This is a genomic window from Photobacterium arenosum (assembly GCF_014841115.1).
GTDB classification, from domain to species: Bacteria; Pseudomonadota; Gammaproteobacteria; order Enterobacterales; family Vibrionaceae; genus Photobacterium; species Photobacterium arenosum.
The window spans coordinates 159,392-177,827 of the sequence record NZ_JACYTP010000011.1; the positions used below are offsets into that span (position 1 = coordinate 159,392).

Here is an 18,436-nt window from a genome sequence, read left to right on the forward strand (position 1 = left end):
TAATGCTTAATGCTTAATGCTTGTGTTAATGAGCAACACCGCCTGTGGTGAGTTTTTGCGGGTCAAGCAAACGTTCAAGTTCCTGCCGCGACAAATCGGTTTCCTCTTCCGCGACATCCAGAATATCTCTGTTCTCTTTGTAGGCTTTCTTGGCAATCTCAGCCGCTTTCAAATAGCCAATAACCGGGTTGAGCGCCGTTACCAGAATCGGGTTTTTCGCCAGAGCTTCCTGCAGTTTATCTTCCCGTACATTGAAACTGGCAATGGCTTTATCGGCCAGCAGGTTGAAAGTATTCGACAAAAGTTCAATGCTTTGCAGCAGGTTATAGGCAATAACAGGTAACATCACATTGAGCTGAAAATTCCCGGACTGACCGGCCACTGTGATAGTGCTGTCGTTGCCAATCACCTGGGCGGAAACCATAGCCGCGGCTTCAGGTATCACAGGGTTCACTTTACCCGGCATGATGGATGAACCTGGCTGCAGCGCTTCGAGTTCGATTTCTCCCAGGCCAGCCAGAGGGCCTGAATTCATCCAGCGCAGATCATTGGCAATTTTCATCATAGCTACAGCGGCGGTTTTCAACTGACCCGACAGGCTCACGATAGCGTCCTGGCTGCTGAGATTGTAGAAAAAGTTATCGCTGCTGGTAAACGGAATTTCTGCCGACACTGAGAGGTTATTGGCAAACACGGCCGCAAATGCCGGATCGGCGTTTATCCCGGTGCCGACTGCCGTTCCCCCCTGAGCCAATGCTGAAACATTGTCCAGACTATGCAGTATGCCCAGGCGTGCTTTTTCGAGCTGCGTCTTCCAGCCAAGCAACTCTTGCGCCAGCGTGACCGGCATGGCATCCATCAGGTGTGTCCGGCCGGTTTTGACGATATGGCCGACAGCAGAGGCTTTCTCATCTAGGGTATGACAGATATGCGCCATCGCTGGCAGCAATTGCTCGTGGCATGCCAGCGCAGCGCTGACCTGAATCGTAGTTGGGATCACATCGTTACTGCTCTGTCCCATGTTGACGTGATCATTCGGGCTGACAACTTGACCCGCACGCTTTGACGCGAGCGTGGCGATGACTTCGTTGGCATTCATATTGGAGCTGGTTCCTGAGCCGGTCTGGAACACATCGATCGGGAACTGGTCAAGGTGGTGACCATCAATGATTTCCTGACAGCTGTCGATAATGGCATGGGCGATGTCTGAATCCAGCAGCTCAAGGTCGAGATTGCTTCTTGCGGCTGCTTGTTTCACAAATGCCAGGGCTTTAATGAACTGGACAGGCATTGTCAGCCCGCTGACGGGAAAGTTGTTCACGGCTCGCTGGGTTTGCGCCTGATAAAGTGCATCTTTCGGGACGTTCACTTCGCCCATGCTGTCTTTTTCAATGCGGTAGGATATCGTCATTTCCGTGGTTCCTTATAATCCGGAGGAATGATGTAACTGTAGAAGGCTTTGTTTCAGAGACAGGAATTTACTGACGTGATTGTCGCCATAACATTTTTTCAGAGCGAGCAAGGGACAATGCAGATAATCCAGGCAAATACGGCGAAAAACACGGGACTGGTGTTTATCTTCAACACTGTTGCACAAATGAAAGAAGACGCGCCTCAGAAACAGCTCCTGAAGCAGAGGGTTGCGCAATGCGTTCTGTTGCCCGTAGTACGCTGCCAGATTCATTCCGGCCTGCGTCATGTCAACGATGACATCCTGTTCGAACCCTGGGATAAGAGGGTGATTCAGAAAACGCTCTTCTGCCAGAAAGAACTGTCGGTACAGCGTACTGGATCTGCTCATCAATCGCTCCACACTTAATAAACTTTAATGATAATTATTATCATTGTTGTGGCAGGGTTACAAGTCTGTGCCTGAAGTTTATACAAGACCCTAAGTTTAGGAGATAAGACGACTGCCTGTGTTTTCGGATGCCGGAATGAGGATCACCATAGAAACGGGCCGGACCAGGCAGTCTGACTGGTGAATATTCCGAGCAGCCAGCTGATCCTCGGCGGTATCAACCAGGCAAGTCCAGCTGTGCAGTGACGATGGCAAGCAGAAGCGTACCGGATAATCATCAGGGTTGAACAGATAAAACAGGGCGTTATTTTCGTCGGCCTGAATCAGACAGGAATAAGGCTGGCGCATGGCCCAATTCTGGTCATCCATAGGTGTTCCTGTGGGAGTCAGCCAGCTAATCGTGGCTGGTGCAGACGTCTTGCCTGTCATTGCTTTCATGATAACTGGCATGACAGTCTGACGTTGCTGAATCAGTGACTGCAGCCAACTTCTGAAATTGTACTCTTCACTGGAGAGTGCCCAGTTTACCCAACTGGTGTCATTGTCCTGACAATAAGCATTGTTATTTCCATGCTGGCTGTGCGAGTGCAGGTCAGCACCTAACAGATGGGGAATACCCAGGCTGAACAATAAGCTGGTCATCAGGTTGCGTTTTTGCTTTCCCCGTCTTTTTTGAATGGCGGCTGTTGCAGCTAAACCTTCTGTCCCCTGATTATTGGATCGGTTATCAGGATGGCCGTCCCGATTATTTTCGCCATTGGCATGATTATGCCTGTCATTGAATGACACCGAATCCTGCAGGGTGAATCCGTCGTGATAACAGATGTAATTAATACTGTATTTTTGCGGCCAGTGTTGGGCAGGAAACTGTGCTTGCGAGCCCAACAGGTGAGGGGCAACCGCAGAAACAGGGGCGTTATGCAACCAGAAGCTTCGCCAATTGTCCCGGAACTGGTCGTTACATTCATGCCAGCCGGCCGGAAAAGCGCCTGACTGATAGCCATCCGGCCCTATGTCCCAGGGCTCGGCAATCAGTTTTACGCTGCTGAGCACCGGATCATTATGTATGGCAGTAAAGAAAGCAGACTCTGACGAAAAATGACTCTGGCGTCGGCCCAGTGTCGTCGCAAGATCAAACCGAAACCCATCTACCTGATAATTCAGTACCCAGCTACGCAATGACTGCAATATCGCCTGCAACATGGGCGGGTGGCTGACATCCAGAGTATTGCCACAGCCGGTATAGTTTTTGAACTGCCCCAGCTCATCCTTTAAATAGCTATGGCTGTCGAGTGTTTTAAAGTGAAATACCGGGCCGCCATCCCCTTCTTCGGCGGTATGGTTGTACACCACATCGAGAATGACTTCTATGCCATGGGCATGCAGGGTGCGAATCATGGTTTTACACTCTCGCACCGGATCGGTTGAGGCAAAGCGTTCGTCCGGTGCAGACCATGCGATAGGGTTGTAGCCCCAGAAATTGGTCAGACTCTTGGCAGAGAGGTGCGTTTCATCCGCTTTTGCGGCAATTGGCATTAGCTGTAGGCAAGTGATGCCTGATTGTCTGAAATGGGCCAAAGTTGCAGGGTGGCACAGACCTGAATAAGTGCCGCGCAGATTGGCGGGAAGATCCGGGTTGGCCTTGGTATAGCCTTTCACATGCACTTCGCACAGAATGGTTTTCTCCGGAGCAATTGCAGGCCGCTCACACCCTTGCCAGTCGAAATCATGGCAAGTGGTGTAGGCTATCCATTCAGGATTAGTAACCAGATCATAGCCCGGATGGGATGCTGGTTGGTGCTGCACCCTGTGTGCATGGGGATCAAGCAGCCATTGCGCTGAAGGGCCAGTTGCTGTAGTCACAAGAAAGGCATAGCCGGTATTTTCACCGATACCCCGAATGAAAACATGCCAACTATTACTCTCTTGGCGCTCAAGACTATGACGCGCAGTGGGAATGCCTTCCTTGTCGAATAACACCACCTCTAAAGTAATAATATCCGGGCTATGTAAACGAAAATGGCACCCTTCGCTGGTGAGTGTGGAGCCAAAGCCAATGTCGGTATGTTGCATGAAAGACAAGTTTGTAATTCCCTGAAAAGCAACAGCCAGTCAATAGCGACTGGCTGTTTTTAACACACGGTATCAGTGTTTGATTACCACCAGGCTTCAACCTGAGCACCAATGTTGTACTCAGTATCGTTACCAGTGCCGAAGGCATTGTCGTTATCGTAATCAGACAGGTAGCTGGCGTAGAAACGCAGTTCAGGACGTGCCCAGAAGCTTGGTCCTGCCGTTAAAGCCTGAGCGATAGTCAGCTTGCTGCCAGATTTGTCGACGCCAGAATTGTCTTCGTCATAGTAACCGGCTTCGAAGATAGTCTTTACGTTGTCGTTCCACTTGTACTCAGGGCGGATAACGGCACTAATGATAGTGTGGTCATCCTTGCTGTCGTAGCTGGTGTTTGCGTAAATCAGCTGGTGGCCAATTTCCCAGGTTGAAGAGGGTGCAATAACGCCCCAGTTGATCAGACGGTAACCCTGCGCACCATCATTTGAGGTGGCATTGAAGTAGTGACCCGCACCCAGGCCGGCCATTTGCTCACCGTAACCTTCGGTACCAAACTGCAGCACAGTTTTATTGAAACCGTCCAGGAATCCGCCCTGAGTCAGCTCTGCTGTCAGCATTACACCGTCGTTGAAATCACTGGCTGCATCTTGAGCGTCAGTTGCGTTGACCAAGCCGTAGTTCACGCCCAGCTCCAGGCTGGCATCGTTCCACAGACTCAGACCGGCATAACGCAGATCAAAGTTGTTGACGTTCACCTCGCCGGAATCATCACGAATCACAGCCACAGACATTTTACCCGGACCTACACTCAGGTTTTCCAGACCGGCACCGGCGCCTGAAGTGTCCCAGTAGTAGAAGTCAGAAATATGGATATCGTGGCGCTGGTAGAAACGCTTACCTGCCCAAACAGCGGCATCCTGATCGCCTGCAATGAAACCTTTCGCCACCACATTGAACTGGCGCAGTGCAGCAGTGAAATCATCTTTACAATTTACTTTCGATGGGTCATTACTATCGACTTCGCAAGAAGGTGATGTCCCTTCCCAGTCATTTGAGCCATTGGAGGTGACTGCCAGCATTGAGTCTAGATAAAAACTTTTACCATTCTCGTTGTACACTTCCTTGCCAAGACCCAGTTCGCCATAAACGTCATTTTCATTGCCCAGACGACCGACTTTATTTTTCTCATAAGCGACAGTTGAACCGTTTTCACCGCTCACACCAACACCCGCACGCATATAACCGTGAAAGTCCACTTCTGCATAAGCAGCGGCAGACATCAGTGCCGCGGAGACGGCAGCAGCTGTCAGGCAGATTTTGTTCAGTTTCATTGCTTAACTCCTTGATGGATGCGTTTTTATTATCATGTTTGCTTTCGGCTCCGCCGAATGCAGTAATCAGAATGCTCAGGTACAGGTAATGCTCACCCTGATTAGCGCGCCCTTCAGTCAACTTTCACACTGCTGAAATTAATCCTAGTGCTTTTTTGAGAAGGATTGCGTCCGTAACGGATGTTTTTATTTTGCGCCTGCAATAAAGGCGTAACATCCTCCCTGAAGCTACTGATTTATGGAGTAGCAGGGGGGCTGAGTGTGTGGATCACACTTTGTAGGGGGGGATTCAAAAAAATAGGATCAAGAGTAATTTTTTGATTATTGGATCACGAAATTTCACCAATGCGCTGTTAGCCAAGTTGAAAATGGATAGTGAGATCACGTTTTGTCCGGGAGGAGAACAATAGTTCGTCAATCATGATCTGTGAACAAACACATGAACGCTGTTTGTAACTGATTTGTTTGTTATCACTCCATGATTTAGAGGGTGCCCACAGTTTAATAGTTCAACTGCCGGCCAGGCCGAACTTTGTTGGTTGTAATCAGCAGAGTTGCATATCTTTTTCTATGTTCTTCAATAATGATTTTGTGCAAAGGATTGGCAATGCGGTTTTTTGTATGTTTATTCGGGTTACTGGCTTTTCAGGTGCAGGCAAACTGGTTCAGCGCTGAATATGCGCATGGTGTGACTCAGGAAAAGGTTGAGGTGCTGGCTAAAGCACAACGTGAAGGGGCTGTACTGTTTATTGATACCCGAGAACCGGATGAATATGCAGAGTCGCACATTCCGGGCGCAATAAATATTCCACTGCGAGAAATCAATGAGCTTAATGTTTCATATATGGAAGGCTATGGCTATGTTGTCCCGTATTGTTTGAAAGACTTCCGTGGTTTTGAAACAGCAAAAGCACTGCGGAATAAAGGGCTTAAGAATGTTGTTTTAATGGAACCTGCGGGTTTAAACGGCTGGCGTTCCGCCGGACTCCCAACTGAAAATTAACCATGAGCCAGGGAGCGGTGATGTTGAAAATCAATCGGGTGCAATGCCTCTTTGTAACGTTGTTTGTCGTGTTTCTGCCACTGATCGTATGGAGCAAAAATACAGGCGATCCGTTGCTGTATTTCACTGATGTCGTCCCTGCTGGTCAGGGGTTTTACGTCCTGTCTAAACTGGCGGCGTTGATTTCTATGCTCCTTTTTGGTGTTCAGGCGCTCATCGGACTATTTCACGTCAAATTCAGTTTTGCAAACAAGCAACGGGTGCATCGTTGGGTCGGGGCAAGTGTGCTCCTGATGATCTTGCTGCATGTCAGTGGCTTTATTGCGGCAACCTCACTCAGAAGCGGTCATTTTACAGGCCATTTTTTACTGCCGGATATTGACGATTATTACCACGCGCGAATTACGGTAGGGCTGGTTGCGCTGATTCTGATTTTGTCGGCTGTTCTTGCCAGAATCTGGCTGTCCGGGACATTGCAAAAATGGGGTCACCGGTTTGCGATTCCAGCGTTTTATCTGGCGGCCTGGCATGCGTTGACGATCGGGACGGAGTCGCGTCATCCCATCATACAGATGGTGTTGATTGTGCTGATGATACTGATTGGTATCGGTATTCTCCGAAGGTTATTGCTTCGTCCGAAACCGATGCGAAGGGCCAGTACAGGATGAAGGCATGGCTCATCTTCCTTGTTGCTTTGTGGTTGCCGTCGTTGAGCCTGGCACAGGATTTACCCCGCGGAATGTCGTTTATTGGTCTGACAGCCGAAGGCTGGCGGGCATTTACTGTGGATGAAAATGGTCTGCCTGAACGAGTCAGTGACTTAACCGAACCCCGGGAATTCACCTGGTCGCCGTCAGCAAATCGCATGGTATTTATTCGTGCGGACGGCACGATATCGGACAGACAAAACGCCGTCACGAACACTTTAGTACCCAGTGATGCTGCGGATGCTTTTACGCAAATCCGGCTTGGTGAACAAGGTCAGTCGCTGATTGCCATTCGGTTGTTTGAGCGGAAAAGTGAACGGACAGCGTTGACTGTATGGCAATCCCGGCAGCAGCGTTTTTTCGATATTCATCAGCAGCTTGGCAAAATTTTTGATCCCGATTTTAATGATGAAAATTTCCTGTTCAGTGTGGTGAGCTGCATGCTGGACTGCGGCGGTATTGTTCAGGAAGCCTGGCTCAAAAATCGGGTCACACACCGCGCAAAGCAACTGACGCTGCACAATGGGATCGTCAGATATCCGGTTTGGGATACACAACAGCAACGCACTGTGTATAGCTTCAGAGCGTCAACTCATTTTCAGTTGTGGCAAACGGATTCATCCGGCCGGTCGACGCAGTTAACCCATTCCGAAGGCACGGATCTCTGGCCATCGCTGTCCCCATCCGGAGTGCTCTATTTCGTGCGCCGGGCCGAAGGCCGGGGCCGGTTGATGCGATTGGGGGCGAGCGGGGCTGTTGAAATCAAGCTGGAACATATTCTTGATATCCGGGATTTGGAGATTACACAGTGAAAATAGTGGAAAGTCGTTATGCTTGGTTAGTGATTGTCATGATGACAGTGTTTCCATGGTTTGCTCAGGCTGATTCGCATCCTTTTGTAATAGAATCCTTTACTTCTCATACGTTTGATATTACACGCGGTCAGCAATTTCCGGTCATGATTCGTGTGACTGAGGCAACTGAGCTTCAGGTTGATATTGTCTCGCCTGATGGTGATTTGGCGAAGACGTTATATCCGATGCAATCTACAAATGCAGGTGTACTCAAGCTGTCCTGGAACGGGACGGACATGCGGGATCAGCCAGTGCCAAACGAAGCCTGGTTCCCTGTGGTGCGATACCGGCAAAATAACACCCAGATTTCGGTGTCTCCGCGAGACAGTTCCGGTGGGGAAGTGATCGCGCATGTACCGCTCTCTATCGAGTCTCCCTATCGATTGAAAATCACGCTTGAGAAACCAGCGCGCGTATTAATGCGGGCAGGTATTCAATCCGGGGCAATGTTAAGAACGATTGTGAACTGGCAGCCGAAAGCTGCCGGGACGCATGTGATTCAATGGAACGGGCGTGATCGTTCTGATGTATTTCCATTTACCGGGCTGGCGAATTTTGCGGTGATGGCCACGGCCTATCAGCTTCCCGAACACAGTATCCTGACCTGGCAGAATGAATCCATCAGCTACACGCAGTGGCGTCGGTCGCTGGGGTATCCGGAACAGTCAGCGGATCAGCGAGCCAGTATTCAGGAAACAAGAAAGGGACAAGTACTCTCAAAGGTATTTTTCAAACCCAAGTACCTCCCTTTAGATCCCCGGGTTCAACTGGCGCTTCAACAAAATCCGGACAGTCAGCTGACCACCGTTGAAGTGGATATTCCTCTCGCGGATCGGGGGCTGGTTGAAGAGAGTTTATATGAAGTCGGCTTTTTCATTGACGGTGAATTCGTTTCGGAAGAAGAACAGGGTTATGTCCCTTTTACCTGGCAATTTAAGCCTTCGAATTATTCAAAGGGCGTGCATTATCTGACCGTCAACATTACCGGATTCGACGGGCAAGTGGGTGTTTCGTCCGTCAAATTTGTGAATGAATAATTGTTGATCAGGGCAAATTGCCAGCACGTTTCCTGATATTTCACTGACCGTCATACTGCGCACAAATCAAACAAGCCTCTGAAAGAAACTGATGGAGTTGTCATTTTCATAGCAAATTGCTGCTTCTCACCTTTCTGATAATCCACATTAAAAAGTAAACAAACAGCGGCTCTCGTTGTCTAGGCTTTTTCTATTCATTTATCCTCAGGTTCATTCTAAGGAAGCATGATGAAAGCTTTTCATTATGTCGCTTTGGCAATTGTATTTTTTACGAGTTGTCAGGCGGTAGCCGTTGAATTATTTGATGCTCCCCCATGGCAGGAAACCCAGATTTACCGCGGAAAGGATCTGGTGGTCTATGACGAGCATTTATATCTGGCGAAGTTCTGGAACCGGGGCGAACAACCGGACGTGTCTCCGCATGTTTGGACGCCGGTTTCTATCAATGGTCTGCCGCCTGCCTGGTCTCGCCATGAAGTGTATCGCCACGGGGATGCCGTATTTTTCCATGGGAAGATTTATCTCGCAGCCTGGTGGACGATTTGGCTGGAACCAGGCAGTTTATCGCCCTGGGGGCCATGGGTCTATCTGGGCGAGGCAGACTTGACCGGGCCAGAGGTAGCGCTTATCAGCCCCGAGCCAGGTGAACCGCTGACGAATGAATATAAGCCAGTGATTGTACAGGTGACAGATGCACATCTGTCTCAGGAACCTGCAGACTATAGAGTTACATCAACAAAGAATACTGAATTTGCGTTGGAATGGCTGGAAGATAATTTAATCATCAAGCCGCTTTCTCCCTGGGCGGATGGTGAATTTACTCTGGTTGTGAAAGCGAAAGATACCTGGGGTAATCAGTCAGAAGCACAGTTTTCTTTGCTCGCTGAAATTTCGGTGCCGATTCAATCGGAAATTATCGCCATGCCGGCTTCCGGTGAAGCACCGCTGAAAGTCTTGTTCAGTCCGAATATCACGACAGATAAAGCGATCAATCATTATCGCTGGGACTTCAATGGTGATGGTATTTATGACAGGCAGGATACGGTGGGCAGAAGTCAGAGTTATACCTTCGATATGCCGGGTACCTATCTTGCAGCGCTGGAAATTACGGACTCCATCGGCCGGACAGATACCGGGTATCTTGCTGTCGAAGTAGAAAATGCAGCACCTGCTGTTACAGCAAGCGTCAGCCAAACCAATGGTCCGGTGCCACTGACGGTGCAATTTACAGCAAACGCAACCGACAACGAGGGCATTGCGAGTGTCGCGTGGGACTTTGACGGTGACGGGCTGGTGGATGTGACCAGTGATACTGCCGGAACCGTGAGCTTTACTTTTGAGCAAGTCGGCAATTTTCAGGCGTCCGTGTCTGTGACCGATACGCTGGGCAAACAAACCCGGGTTGCGTTACCGAATATTGAAATTCGCGCTGTGGATCCGGACTCACCGACGGCCCGTGTTTCACTAGATAACCCGGCAGGGGATGCTCCGCTGACGGTGACTTTGACACCGGCGGTAACCAACAGGGATTTAGTGGCTGTTCAGGATTTGCTCTGGGATTTCGATGGCGATGGGCTCACCGATGAAATCACTTCTACCCTGGATCCGGTTCAGTGGGTTTACAAAAGTGCCGGAACCTTTTTCCCCACGCTGACGGTGCAGTTCAGTGACGGCAGCAGTGCCAAAGATGTTCAGCAGGTCACTGTGCAGGAAAGTCTGAGTCTGAGCATTATTGGCAACAGTATCGATCCGACAGCCGGGCAGGCCGCTCGGGTGAAAACCGTCATCAGTGCCAATCTGTACCTCACGGTGCAAATTGAAGATCGCCTGGGTCAGATCGTCCGTACGCTTGTTCCCTGGCAGGAGAGGGAGGCAGGCACTTATGAAGATATCTGGAATGGACTGGATGCTCAGGGACAGCCACTGCCACAGGGCGATTATTATGCCGTGCTGAACTATCGCAAAGACGGCAGGGTTGTGCGTTTTGATTTACGTCCTTCAACCAGTGGCGCGGCCTATAACCCCAGTCGCAGCCGGATCCCCAGCACTTTTGAGCCCTATAACAACAAACCTTTGGTGATTGAGTTTACGCTGAACAAGCCTTCTGAGGTGACGGCGTTTATGGGGTTATTCAATACTAATACCCGCTTGGTGACCTTTAAAAACCGCGAACCGTTGGGTAAAGGCAAGCACCGCATCGTGTGGAGTGGCTTGGGGGATGATGGCAAGCCGGTTGTGACGACCTCTTCGAACAAGTTCCTGTTTGGGATTTGGGGATATTCGATGGGGGATAATACCATCTTTTTGTCCTCCGGCCCGGTGCTGAACAGCTTTAAGGCACAGCCTTCTATCGTGGTACCGAATACCCATACCGAAACCGGCGATGGCAACAGTCATCTGTCTTTCTCACTGAATAAACCTGCCGATATTGAACTTCGCGTCAGCGATATCGATACCGGTGCACTGGTTCGGCGGCAACTATTCAGCAATGTGGCTGCGGGGAGTCAGCAACTGGTGTGGGACGCAAAAGCCGACGACGGCAATAGTGTTGCCCCCGGGAAATATCGCCTCGGCATCCGTGCTATTGACCCGCAAGGGTATGTCAGCCCGTACCTCTATACCGTCCAGCGGGTGTATTACTAATGATCGTTCGTCTTATCAAATTACAGGTAAGCAGACTATGAAATTTCTTATTGCCGTATTGTTCGCATGGGTAACAGCGCCCGTTATGGCCGCATGCAATCTGAGTATTGAGCAGTATGTTTCCATTGAAATTGAGTCACGCCAGCATACGGTGGATGGGATGGCGCAACGCCTGATCTTGCTACAGCAACAGGCCAATGTGGATTTGATGTATGAAGCCGACTCGGAGATTGCGCAGAAAGTGAATGCAGCCTTCGCACGTTATGATTGTTCACCGGCAGAACATGCGCGTTTTGGCGTTGTGCATGAAGGGGATATTGCCGTTTACTTGCTGTCTCATCCGGAAAAACAGGCAAAGCTGGAGCAGATAAAGACACGATTCAATCAGTACACGCAATCTATTCGCGCTATCCAGCCTGAAACGGTTCCCGCAGAGGAGAATGCATCATGAAGATCAGACTCGCAGCGGTGACGGCATTTTTCAGTGCGCTGTTATTCAGTTCTCCGTTACTGGCGTATCACTACCCGTGGGATCAGGGGCACGATACGACGCTGAACAATAATCCGAAAAATGAACCGGGGCCCGGAGAATCGGAAAGTGAAGACAGCAACTGCGAGCAAGGGTCTCCCGTTTATCTGAAGACCGGACATTTTGTCTGGCATGACGTGGATCTGGTCGTTGGTCATGCGACGCCTTTGTCGATTCGACGTGTCTTTAATTCGAATGATCCGAAGGATGGTCCCTTCGGAAAAGGCTGGACGTTCAATTGCGAAATTTCTCTGTTGAAAGTCACGGACACACAGGAAACCGCTGATGGCGGCGTTGAAACCCTCGCGAAATTTATCTATCGCGTTGGCAATGGTCGCCGGATGACTTTCCTGCCGGATGGACAAGGCGGCTATCAGTCGCCGGATCGCGTGAAAGCAACCCTGATTGATGGTGAAACACCAACCCTTGCCTTTGAACAAGGCCACTCGGTGACCTTTTCTTCGTCAGGGCTGGTGCTGCGAAAAACCGACCGCAACAACAATCAGGTGCAGTATGAATACGATGAAAATCATCGCCTGATCAAATTGAGTAATGGCTTTTCTCAGTCGCTCACACTGGCTTATAACGCGAGCGGCCGTGTGCAGGCCGTGACTGATCAGGCCGGACGCCAGTGGCTGTATGATTACAATGCGGATGGTGAACTGGTTTCTGTGACTGATCCTATGGGCCAGAGCCAGATCTATCAGTATGGCCGGTATCAACCCAGTGGTGATGCTTTTGTTTACAGTCAACTGAAAGAAATCCGCGATGAAGCCGGCATTGTAGTGACCTCGGTCACTTACAACGGCGCCCGCGTGAAATCTTACACCGAGGGCAGTAATACCTTCAATTACGACTACAGTGCCGACTGGGTGACCAAAACGGACAGCACCGGCGCGAACTGGCGTTTTAAACTCAGTGCGGGTGGTCAGCGCATCGAAGATATTGATCCACTGGGTTACAAAACCGTGTATACGCGGGATGAAAAAGGCTATGCGACTTCTGTGACCGATCCCATGGGTTACAGCCAGACGGTGAGCCGGGATGATGCCGATCGCGTGACGCAGCAGCACCACGGTTATCTCATCACGCAGTACCAGTATCCGGGAGAAAGCCGGTATCCGAATGCCATGGTTTATCTGCCTGCCAATGGCAGTCTTGAAACCTCAGACAGTGGCGCATCCCGAACCATCTCGCTGACTTATGATGCCAGCCACAACCTGACCTCAGTCACCACGCCGAAAGGGGATACGACGCATCGCAGTTATCTGGCAAATGGTTTGCTTGCCAGCAGCACAGACCCGGAAGGCAATGTCACTTCCTTCACATACAACAATCAGGGGCAGCTTGTTGCTGTCGTGAATGCACTGGGGCAAACCCAAACCCTGAGTTATGACGGCAATGGCTACTTAACGCAAGTGACGGATGCCGCCGGGCAAAGCTGGCGTTATCAGTACGATGCATTAGGCCGTAAACTCAGCGAGCGGGACCCGGCAGGTCTTGAAACCCGCTATACCTACGACGAAGCCGGAAAGCTGACGGCTGTGATTGCACCCAATGGCGCCACGGAAACTTATAGCTACGACAGCTATGGTCGTTTGAGTGTGCTGACCCGCTATGACGGCAGCAAAGAAAGCTATACCTACCGGACGGATAATCTGCTGGCCAGCAGTACCGACCCGATGGGGATCGTGACCCGTTATGAATATGACGATGGTAAGCGGCTGGTGATTCTGTCGGTTGGCTCGGAAGTGGTTGAATACGCTTATAATGCGCGTGGTCAGCTGACCAAAATCAGCAATGCCAACGATACCCTGACTCGCGCCTATGACCAATGGGCAAGGCTGACGTCGGAAACCAGTCAGGGGTTGACCCATCAGTACAGCTACACCCCATTTGGTGAGATTGCACAATGGGATAACGCAGGGACACCCGTCAGTTACGCTTATGATGCGAATGGTCAGATCCAGAACATGACCACCCCGCAAGGGAGCTATTCATTCAACTGGAATGCCAACGGGATGCTCACCCGGCAGCAAACACCCGACGGGTTGGTGTTAACCAATCAGTACGATGCATTAAACCGTTTAACCTCACGGCGGTACAACCAGGGCGCGTTCAGTAAAGACTGGCAGTATGCGTACAGTCTGTCGGGGTTACTGGAAAGCATCACTCAGGATGGTGTGAATCAGACGTTTGCCTATGATGCCAGCCAGCGTTTAATGCAGGCGAACACAGTCACTGGTGAATATCAGTATCAGTACGATGATTTAGGCAACCGGTTAGACTTCGGCGGTGTTTACAGCCCGGACGGCAAGTTGCTGGAAGATAATCAGTTCAGCTACGAATATGACCTGCGCGGTAACCTGAGCAAGAAAACCCGTAAAGACGGCAGCACCATCGAAACCTTCACCTATAACGACGCAGAACGTTTGGTCGGTTACCAGCGCGAGCGGGTGATCAGCGCAGATGCCGGAAATGGTGAAACCACACTGCAATCCAGCATCGAAGTGACCGCTGCCTATACTTATGATCCTCTGGGACGCCGGATCAGCAAAACCGTGAATGGTGGGCAAACGCAGTTCTACTGGCTGGGGAACACTTTACTTCGTGAAAGTGGCCCTCAGGGTCAGAAAGACTATACCTACGGCGCCACAGGTTACGCCCCGGTCACGATTGATGCAGACGGACAGGTTGCAGATGTGCTGAGTGATCACCTGTCCGCCCCGGTCGGGCTGATTCAGGCACAAAACCTGATCTGGCAACAGGCGAGGAGCCCGTTTGGGAAAACAGGTGGCACTGCTCAGCCAGTCACCTTCAACATTGGTTTTCCAGGGCAATACCGGGATGCGGAGTCCGGCCTGAACTACAATCTCTACCGGGATTACGATCCGAATACTGGGCGGTACATTCAGCGGGATCCGATTGGGTTGGGTGGGGGATACAACCTGTACAGCTATGCCGGTGCAGACCCGCTGAACTATACGGATTCGACAGGGTTAATCATTGACACTGTCGCTGACATCGGGTTTATTGGCTATGATTTATATCGGATTTTAACGGACAATGTTCTTGGTGATTGTGGGAATTTAAGCAGTAACTTAACAGCGCTGAGTTTAGATGTCGCGGGATTAGCGATACCCGGCGTAACGGGATTGGGGGCTGCGAGCCGGATTGCTAAGAGAATAGATAACTCTGTTCTTGGTAAACCACGCATTGGCAGCGCCAACAAGACTGACCCTACTCACCGTTTTAATGACATCATCGATAACTATGCCGGTGATGCGGCGAAATTCGATATTCCAACCAAAGGGCCAGGAGGCCAAGTCGTAAGAACGTCTGAGTTAAGGCAAATTGAGGGTAGCCTCAATGGCAAGGATGGCGTTTTTGAATGGATTATCGATCAAGGGAATGTGTCTCATAGACGCTTTATTCCAGGCGGCCAAGTTACAGGTTTTCCTAATCAGATACCTAAGAAGTGAGATAAAGATTAGATGAAGCCAATGAAAGTATTAAAAGAACTTAATCTTGTTTGCTGGTCAACGTTGCTCATTGGCCGGCAAAGGGGCTGGGCAAAAAAGTCTGATATTGCGGCTTATGCTACAAGTCTGTTGTCTGCTGACTTGGATAACGGTGACGAAAATATTGCTGTATTAGCTGGCGCTGATTCTCTTGATGATTCGGAGATTAAGTGTTTGTTGCTGCAAGTTGGTGGGTCAACGGATGCTCCAGAAGTTATTGAAAAGTGGAGGCTGGCAACATTAACCGCATTAAGTGGTTCGGTTTTATCCGAAGAGGAAAAGATTGATAAATTACAAGAGTTATACGCTGAATTTGATTACCCGGAAGACATGGCATCTTGCAGTATTTATTCGCAAGATTCTGTTGATCCGCTAGTGGCAATGTCAGAAGTAATTTCATCCTTAAAGAAGAAATTTACAGGCTGAAACGACATTAATGATCCAAAGCCCCTGACAGGGCTTTGCTGTATCTAGTCCTGCTGAAATCTTTCCGGTCGTACCATTGTTAACTCTCCATGGCTTTAATTGTGGACGCCATATTGTGCTTGGCGATCATGGCGTCCAGCACCAATGATAATGGTCTCCCGCTTATCGGCGTCAAATTCCTATGGTCTGGAACCGCTGGATCAGCCGCTGACTATGCAGCGGCGGCGTGTTCAGGCCGCTTTCGTACTTGTTGAGCTGGGCGTGGTTGCTGCCGATCTGGTTGGCCTGCGAAAATGTCGGGACAGACATCCTAAGGTAAATCTGAGTGTAGGTTCTGGAAGATCCCAATAAATCACTGTCCGAAGCGTATTTAGAATACCGTTTCTTGCCCTCAGGGTCAGAAAGATTATACTTACGGCGCCACAGGCTACGCCCCGGTCACGATTGATGCAGACGGACAAGTTGCAGATGTGCTGAGTGATCACCTGTCCGCCCCGGTCGGGCTGATTCAGGCACAAAACCTGATCTGGCAACAGGCGAGAAGCCCGTTTGGGAAAGCAGGCGGCACAGCTCAGCCAGTCACCTTCAATATCGGTTTTCCGGGGCAATACCGGGATGCAGAGTCCGGCCTGAACTACAATTTCTACCGGGATTACGATCCGAATACAGGGCGGTACATTCAGCGTGATCCGATTGGGTTGGGTGGGGGATACAACCTATACAGCTATGCCGGTGCAGACCCGCTGAACTATACGGATTCGACAGGGTTAATCATTGACACTGTCGCTGACATCGGGTTTATTGGCTATGATTTATATCGGATTTTAACGGACAATGTTCTTGGCGACTGCGGCAACTTAGGCAGTAACCTAACAGCACTGGGGGCTGATTTAGCCGGGTTAGCAATACCCGGTGCAACGGGGCTGGGTGCTGCGAGTCGGGTTGCAAAGAAAGCTGATGACTATGTAGATCTTGCTTCTTCTCAGCGTCGTAGGCACATCCTTGACGGTGATGCCACAGGCGGTGGACATAGACCTGGCACTGGTAAGCCTGGAAAGAGTGAGTTTCCTCAAAACTGGTCAGACGACAAAATTATGCATGAAATATCTGATGTTGCGACTGATCCAAATTCCGTAACTCATGCGGGACGTGGTGGACGAATGATTACTGAAGGAACGCGTGATGGAATTGATATAAGAGTGATTCAAGAGCGCAACGGTGATATTGTCTCAGGGTTCCCAACTAACGTGCCGAGGAACCCGTGATGACTACCCACGATTATCAATTTGTCGAAAATCTGTTGTTACGATTACTTAGTTTACTGTTAGAAATATTTACCGATTCTGAAAAAGGTGAAGTACAGGATTTCATTGATGTTGGCGAATATGGTCTGGCTTTGGATACTTTGGTTGATATTGTGATTGAGGAGAATAAACAGATTCCTGGTGAGTCTTTGGCACTTGTCTATGAGTTGGCAGATGTAATGCAATTGGATAAAAAGATGTTTGAAGAGAAACTGCGTGGCCACGTAACTGATAGCTAGGTTTTGATCTGTACCGGTCGAAAATGTTGGGACAGACATCCTAAAAAAACTGATTGTCACATCAGGTCGATTTCGATGAACCATAATTCAATTATTCCTGCCATACTTCATCTGGTGTGACTTGCTTTACCCCTTTGATTTTGTCCATGACAAAATGGCTCGCCCTCATTGGGATTTAAATGATAGGAAAGGTCCAGGGTGGAGGATTTATCCAGATGGAACAGTTAAACCAAAATAATAACATTAACATTGATATTGTTAATGTTGACGTTGAAATAGTCAGAAAATATATTAATAGCTACTTCAATGATAGTAATGAGTTTTATAAGAGCTTGATTGAAAAAATAAGTAATGATATTTATCCATGCTACGTAATTGTACCTAAGAATTTTAATGCTATTTCTGAGGTAAATCTCAGTTCGGGTGGTGTGTTTAATGTGAATTCAAAGGGTAATCAAAATGGCTCTGGAATAGTGAAAGTTGTTGATTCAAGTGATTGGCTGTCATTATTTATTTATGATTTAATAAAAAGGAATGATTTGTGTTGTGTTTTTGATGATGTAATGGCGAGTGAAAATGAAATAAATGACTTTAAATCTCGAGGTTTTTTATATAATGGCGATGCCTATTATTATATAAGTAAACAGATGGTTGATTCAGATAAAGATTTACTTGAATTGATTTACGCAACCAAGCTAAGTTGGCACTTTGTATGTGTTTTAATCGAATGTTTCAGTTCAAATGATCAGGGCGAGAGCACGTATGCTCATTTTTTATCCAAACCTTGGATTCCCGCCAATATTACTTGTTCCAAATAGGCAATATTCATGGCAGCTATTTTCTGCTTTCGCCTGATACTCGCCTTTTTACTTGTTTCTAATCGAAGCATGTTAAGAGCCATGTGACGCACACCAGCCAGGAGTTCGGCGGCATTGCCACGATAGATTTGGCAAGCATCTTCATTCATCGTG

The 18,436-nt window shown here is 49.2% G+C and carries 16 protein-coding genes and 1 pseudogene; 12 read left to right on the forward strand and 5 right to left on the reverse strand.

Features of this window, described 5'->3' with window-relative positions; translation table 11 throughout:
- Window positions 1-25 precede the first annotated feature (25 nt).
- The 4 genes from IFO68_RS16385 to IFO68_RS16400 form a co-directional block, all read right to left on the reverse strand.
- Window positions 26-1,411, reverse strand: coding sequence for a class II fumarate hydratase (locus IFO68_RS16385; RefSeq protein WP_192016911.1), 1,386 nt, complete (start codon window positions 1,409-1,411; stop codon window positions 26-28).
- A 12-nt stretch (window positions 1,412-1,423) separates the two neighbouring features.
- Window positions 1,424-1,801 (reverse strand): hypothetical protein, encoded by a 378-nt coding sequence (locus IFO68_RS16390; RefSeq protein WP_027251583.1) that lies wholly within the window; start codon window positions 1,799-1,801, stop codon window positions 1,424-1,426.
- A 96-nt stretch (window positions 1,802-1,897) separates the two neighbouring features.
- A complete protein-coding gene (locus tag IFO68_RS16395; protein WP_225445294.1) occupies window positions 1,898-3,874 on the reverse strand; it encodes a glycogen debranching protein in 1,977 nt (658 codons plus the stop codon).
- A gap of 83 nt (window positions 3,875-3,957) precedes the next feature.
- Window positions 3,958-5,196 carry a maltoporin gene (locus IFO68_RS16400; protein ID WP_192016933.1) on the reverse strand — a complete coding sequence of 413 codons (1,239 nt, stop codon included), beginning with the start codon at window positions 5,194-5,196 and terminating at the stop codon, window positions 3,958-3,960.
- Window positions 5,197-5,809: 613 nt separating this feature from the next.
- Between IFO68_RS16400 and IFO68_RS16405 the strand changes: the two genes are divergently transcribed.
- From IFO68_RS16405 to IFO68_RS16460, 12 genes are all read left to right on the forward strand, one after another.
- The gene (locus IFO68_RS16405) at window positions 5,810-6,205 is read left to right on the forward strand and encodes a rhodanese-like domain-containing protein (protein WP_192016913.1); all 396 of its coding nucleotides are present in this window, start codon (window positions 5,810-5,812) and stop codon (window positions 6,203-6,205) included.
- Between the two features lie 20 nt (window positions 6,206-6,225).
- Window positions 6,226-6,873 carry a ferric reductase-like transmembrane domain-containing protein gene (locus IFO68_RS16410; protein WP_192016914.1) on the forward strand — a complete coding sequence of 216 codons (648 nt, stop codon included), beginning with the start codon at window positions 6,226-6,228 and terminating at the stop codon, window positions 6,871-6,873.
- The gene (locus IFO68_RS16415) at window positions 6,870-7,724 is read left to right on the forward strand and encodes a TolB family protein (RefSeq protein WP_192016915.1); all 855 of its coding nucleotides are present in this window, start codon (window positions 6,870-6,872) and stop codon (window positions 7,722-7,724) included. The genes IFO68_RS16410 and IFO68_RS16415 overlap by 4 nt, the downstream gene beginning before the upstream one ends.
- Window positions 7,721-8,803, forward strand: coding sequence for a hypothetical protein (locus tag IFO68_RS16420; RefSeq protein ID WP_192016916.1), 1,083 nt, complete (start codon window positions 7,721-7,723; stop codon window positions 8,801-8,803). The genes IFO68_RS16415 and IFO68_RS16420 overlap by 4 nt, the downstream gene beginning before the upstream one ends.
- Window positions 8,804-9,028: 225 nt before the next feature.
- Entirely contained in the window at window positions 9,029-11,446 is a 2,418-nt protein-coding gene (locus tag IFO68_RS16425; RefSeq protein ID WP_192016917.1) for a FlgD immunoglobulin-like domain containing protein, read from the forward strand.
- Between the two features lie 37 nt (window positions 11,447-11,483).
- Window positions 11,484-11,897 (forward strand): hypothetical protein, encoded by a 414-nt coding sequence (locus IFO68_RS16430; protein ID WP_192016918.1) that lies wholly within the window; start codon window positions 11,484-11,486, stop codon window positions 11,895-11,897.
- A complete protein-coding gene (locus IFO68_RS16435; RefSeq protein WP_192016919.1) occupies window positions 11,894-15,457 on the forward strand; it encodes an RHS repeat-associated core domain-containing protein in 3,564 nt (1,187 codons plus the stop codon). The genes IFO68_RS16430 and IFO68_RS16435 overlap by 4 nt, the downstream gene beginning before the upstream one ends.
- 21 nt (window positions 15,458-15,478) lie before the next feature.
- Window positions 15,479-15,922 (forward strand): DUF2247 family protein, encoded by a 444-nt coding sequence (locus IFO68_RS16440; RefSeq protein ID WP_225445288.1) that lies wholly within the window; start codon window positions 15,479-15,481, stop codon window positions 15,920-15,922.
- 144 nt (window positions 15,923-16,066) lie between these two features.
- Complete coding sequence (locus IFO68_RS16445) at window positions 16,067-16,273, forward strand: hypothetical protein (protein ID WP_192016921.1); 207 nt, start codon at window positions 16,067-16,069, stop codon at window positions 16,271-16,273.
- Between the two features lie 119 nt (window positions 16,274-16,392).
- The gene (locus IFO68_RS16450; RefSeq protein ID WP_336510280.1) at window positions 16,393-17,187 is read left to right on the forward strand and encodes an RHS repeat-associated core domain-containing protein; all 795 of its coding nucleotides are present in this window, start codon (window positions 16,393-16,395) and stop codon (window positions 17,185-17,187) included.
- Window positions 17,187-17,465 (forward strand): MafI family immunity protein, encoded by a 279-nt coding sequence (locus IFO68_RS16455; RefSeq protein WP_192016922.1) that lies wholly within the window; start codon window positions 17,187-17,189, stop codon window positions 17,463-17,465. The genes IFO68_RS16450 and IFO68_RS16455 overlap by 1 nt, the downstream gene beginning before the upstream one ends.
- A gap of 215 nt (window positions 17,466-17,680) precedes the next feature.
- A complete protein-coding gene (locus tag IFO68_RS16460; RefSeq protein ID WP_192016923.1) occupies window positions 17,681-18,283 on the forward strand; it encodes a hypothetical protein in 603 nt (200 codons plus the stop codon).
- Here IFO68_RS16460 and IFO68_RS16465 read toward each other — a convergent pair.
- Window positions 18,232-18,436: pseudogene (locus IFO68_RS16465) on the reverse strand (ISAs1 family transposase); the annotation flags it as partial. The gene IFO68_RS16460 and the pseudogene IFO68_RS16465 overlap by 52 nt on opposite strands.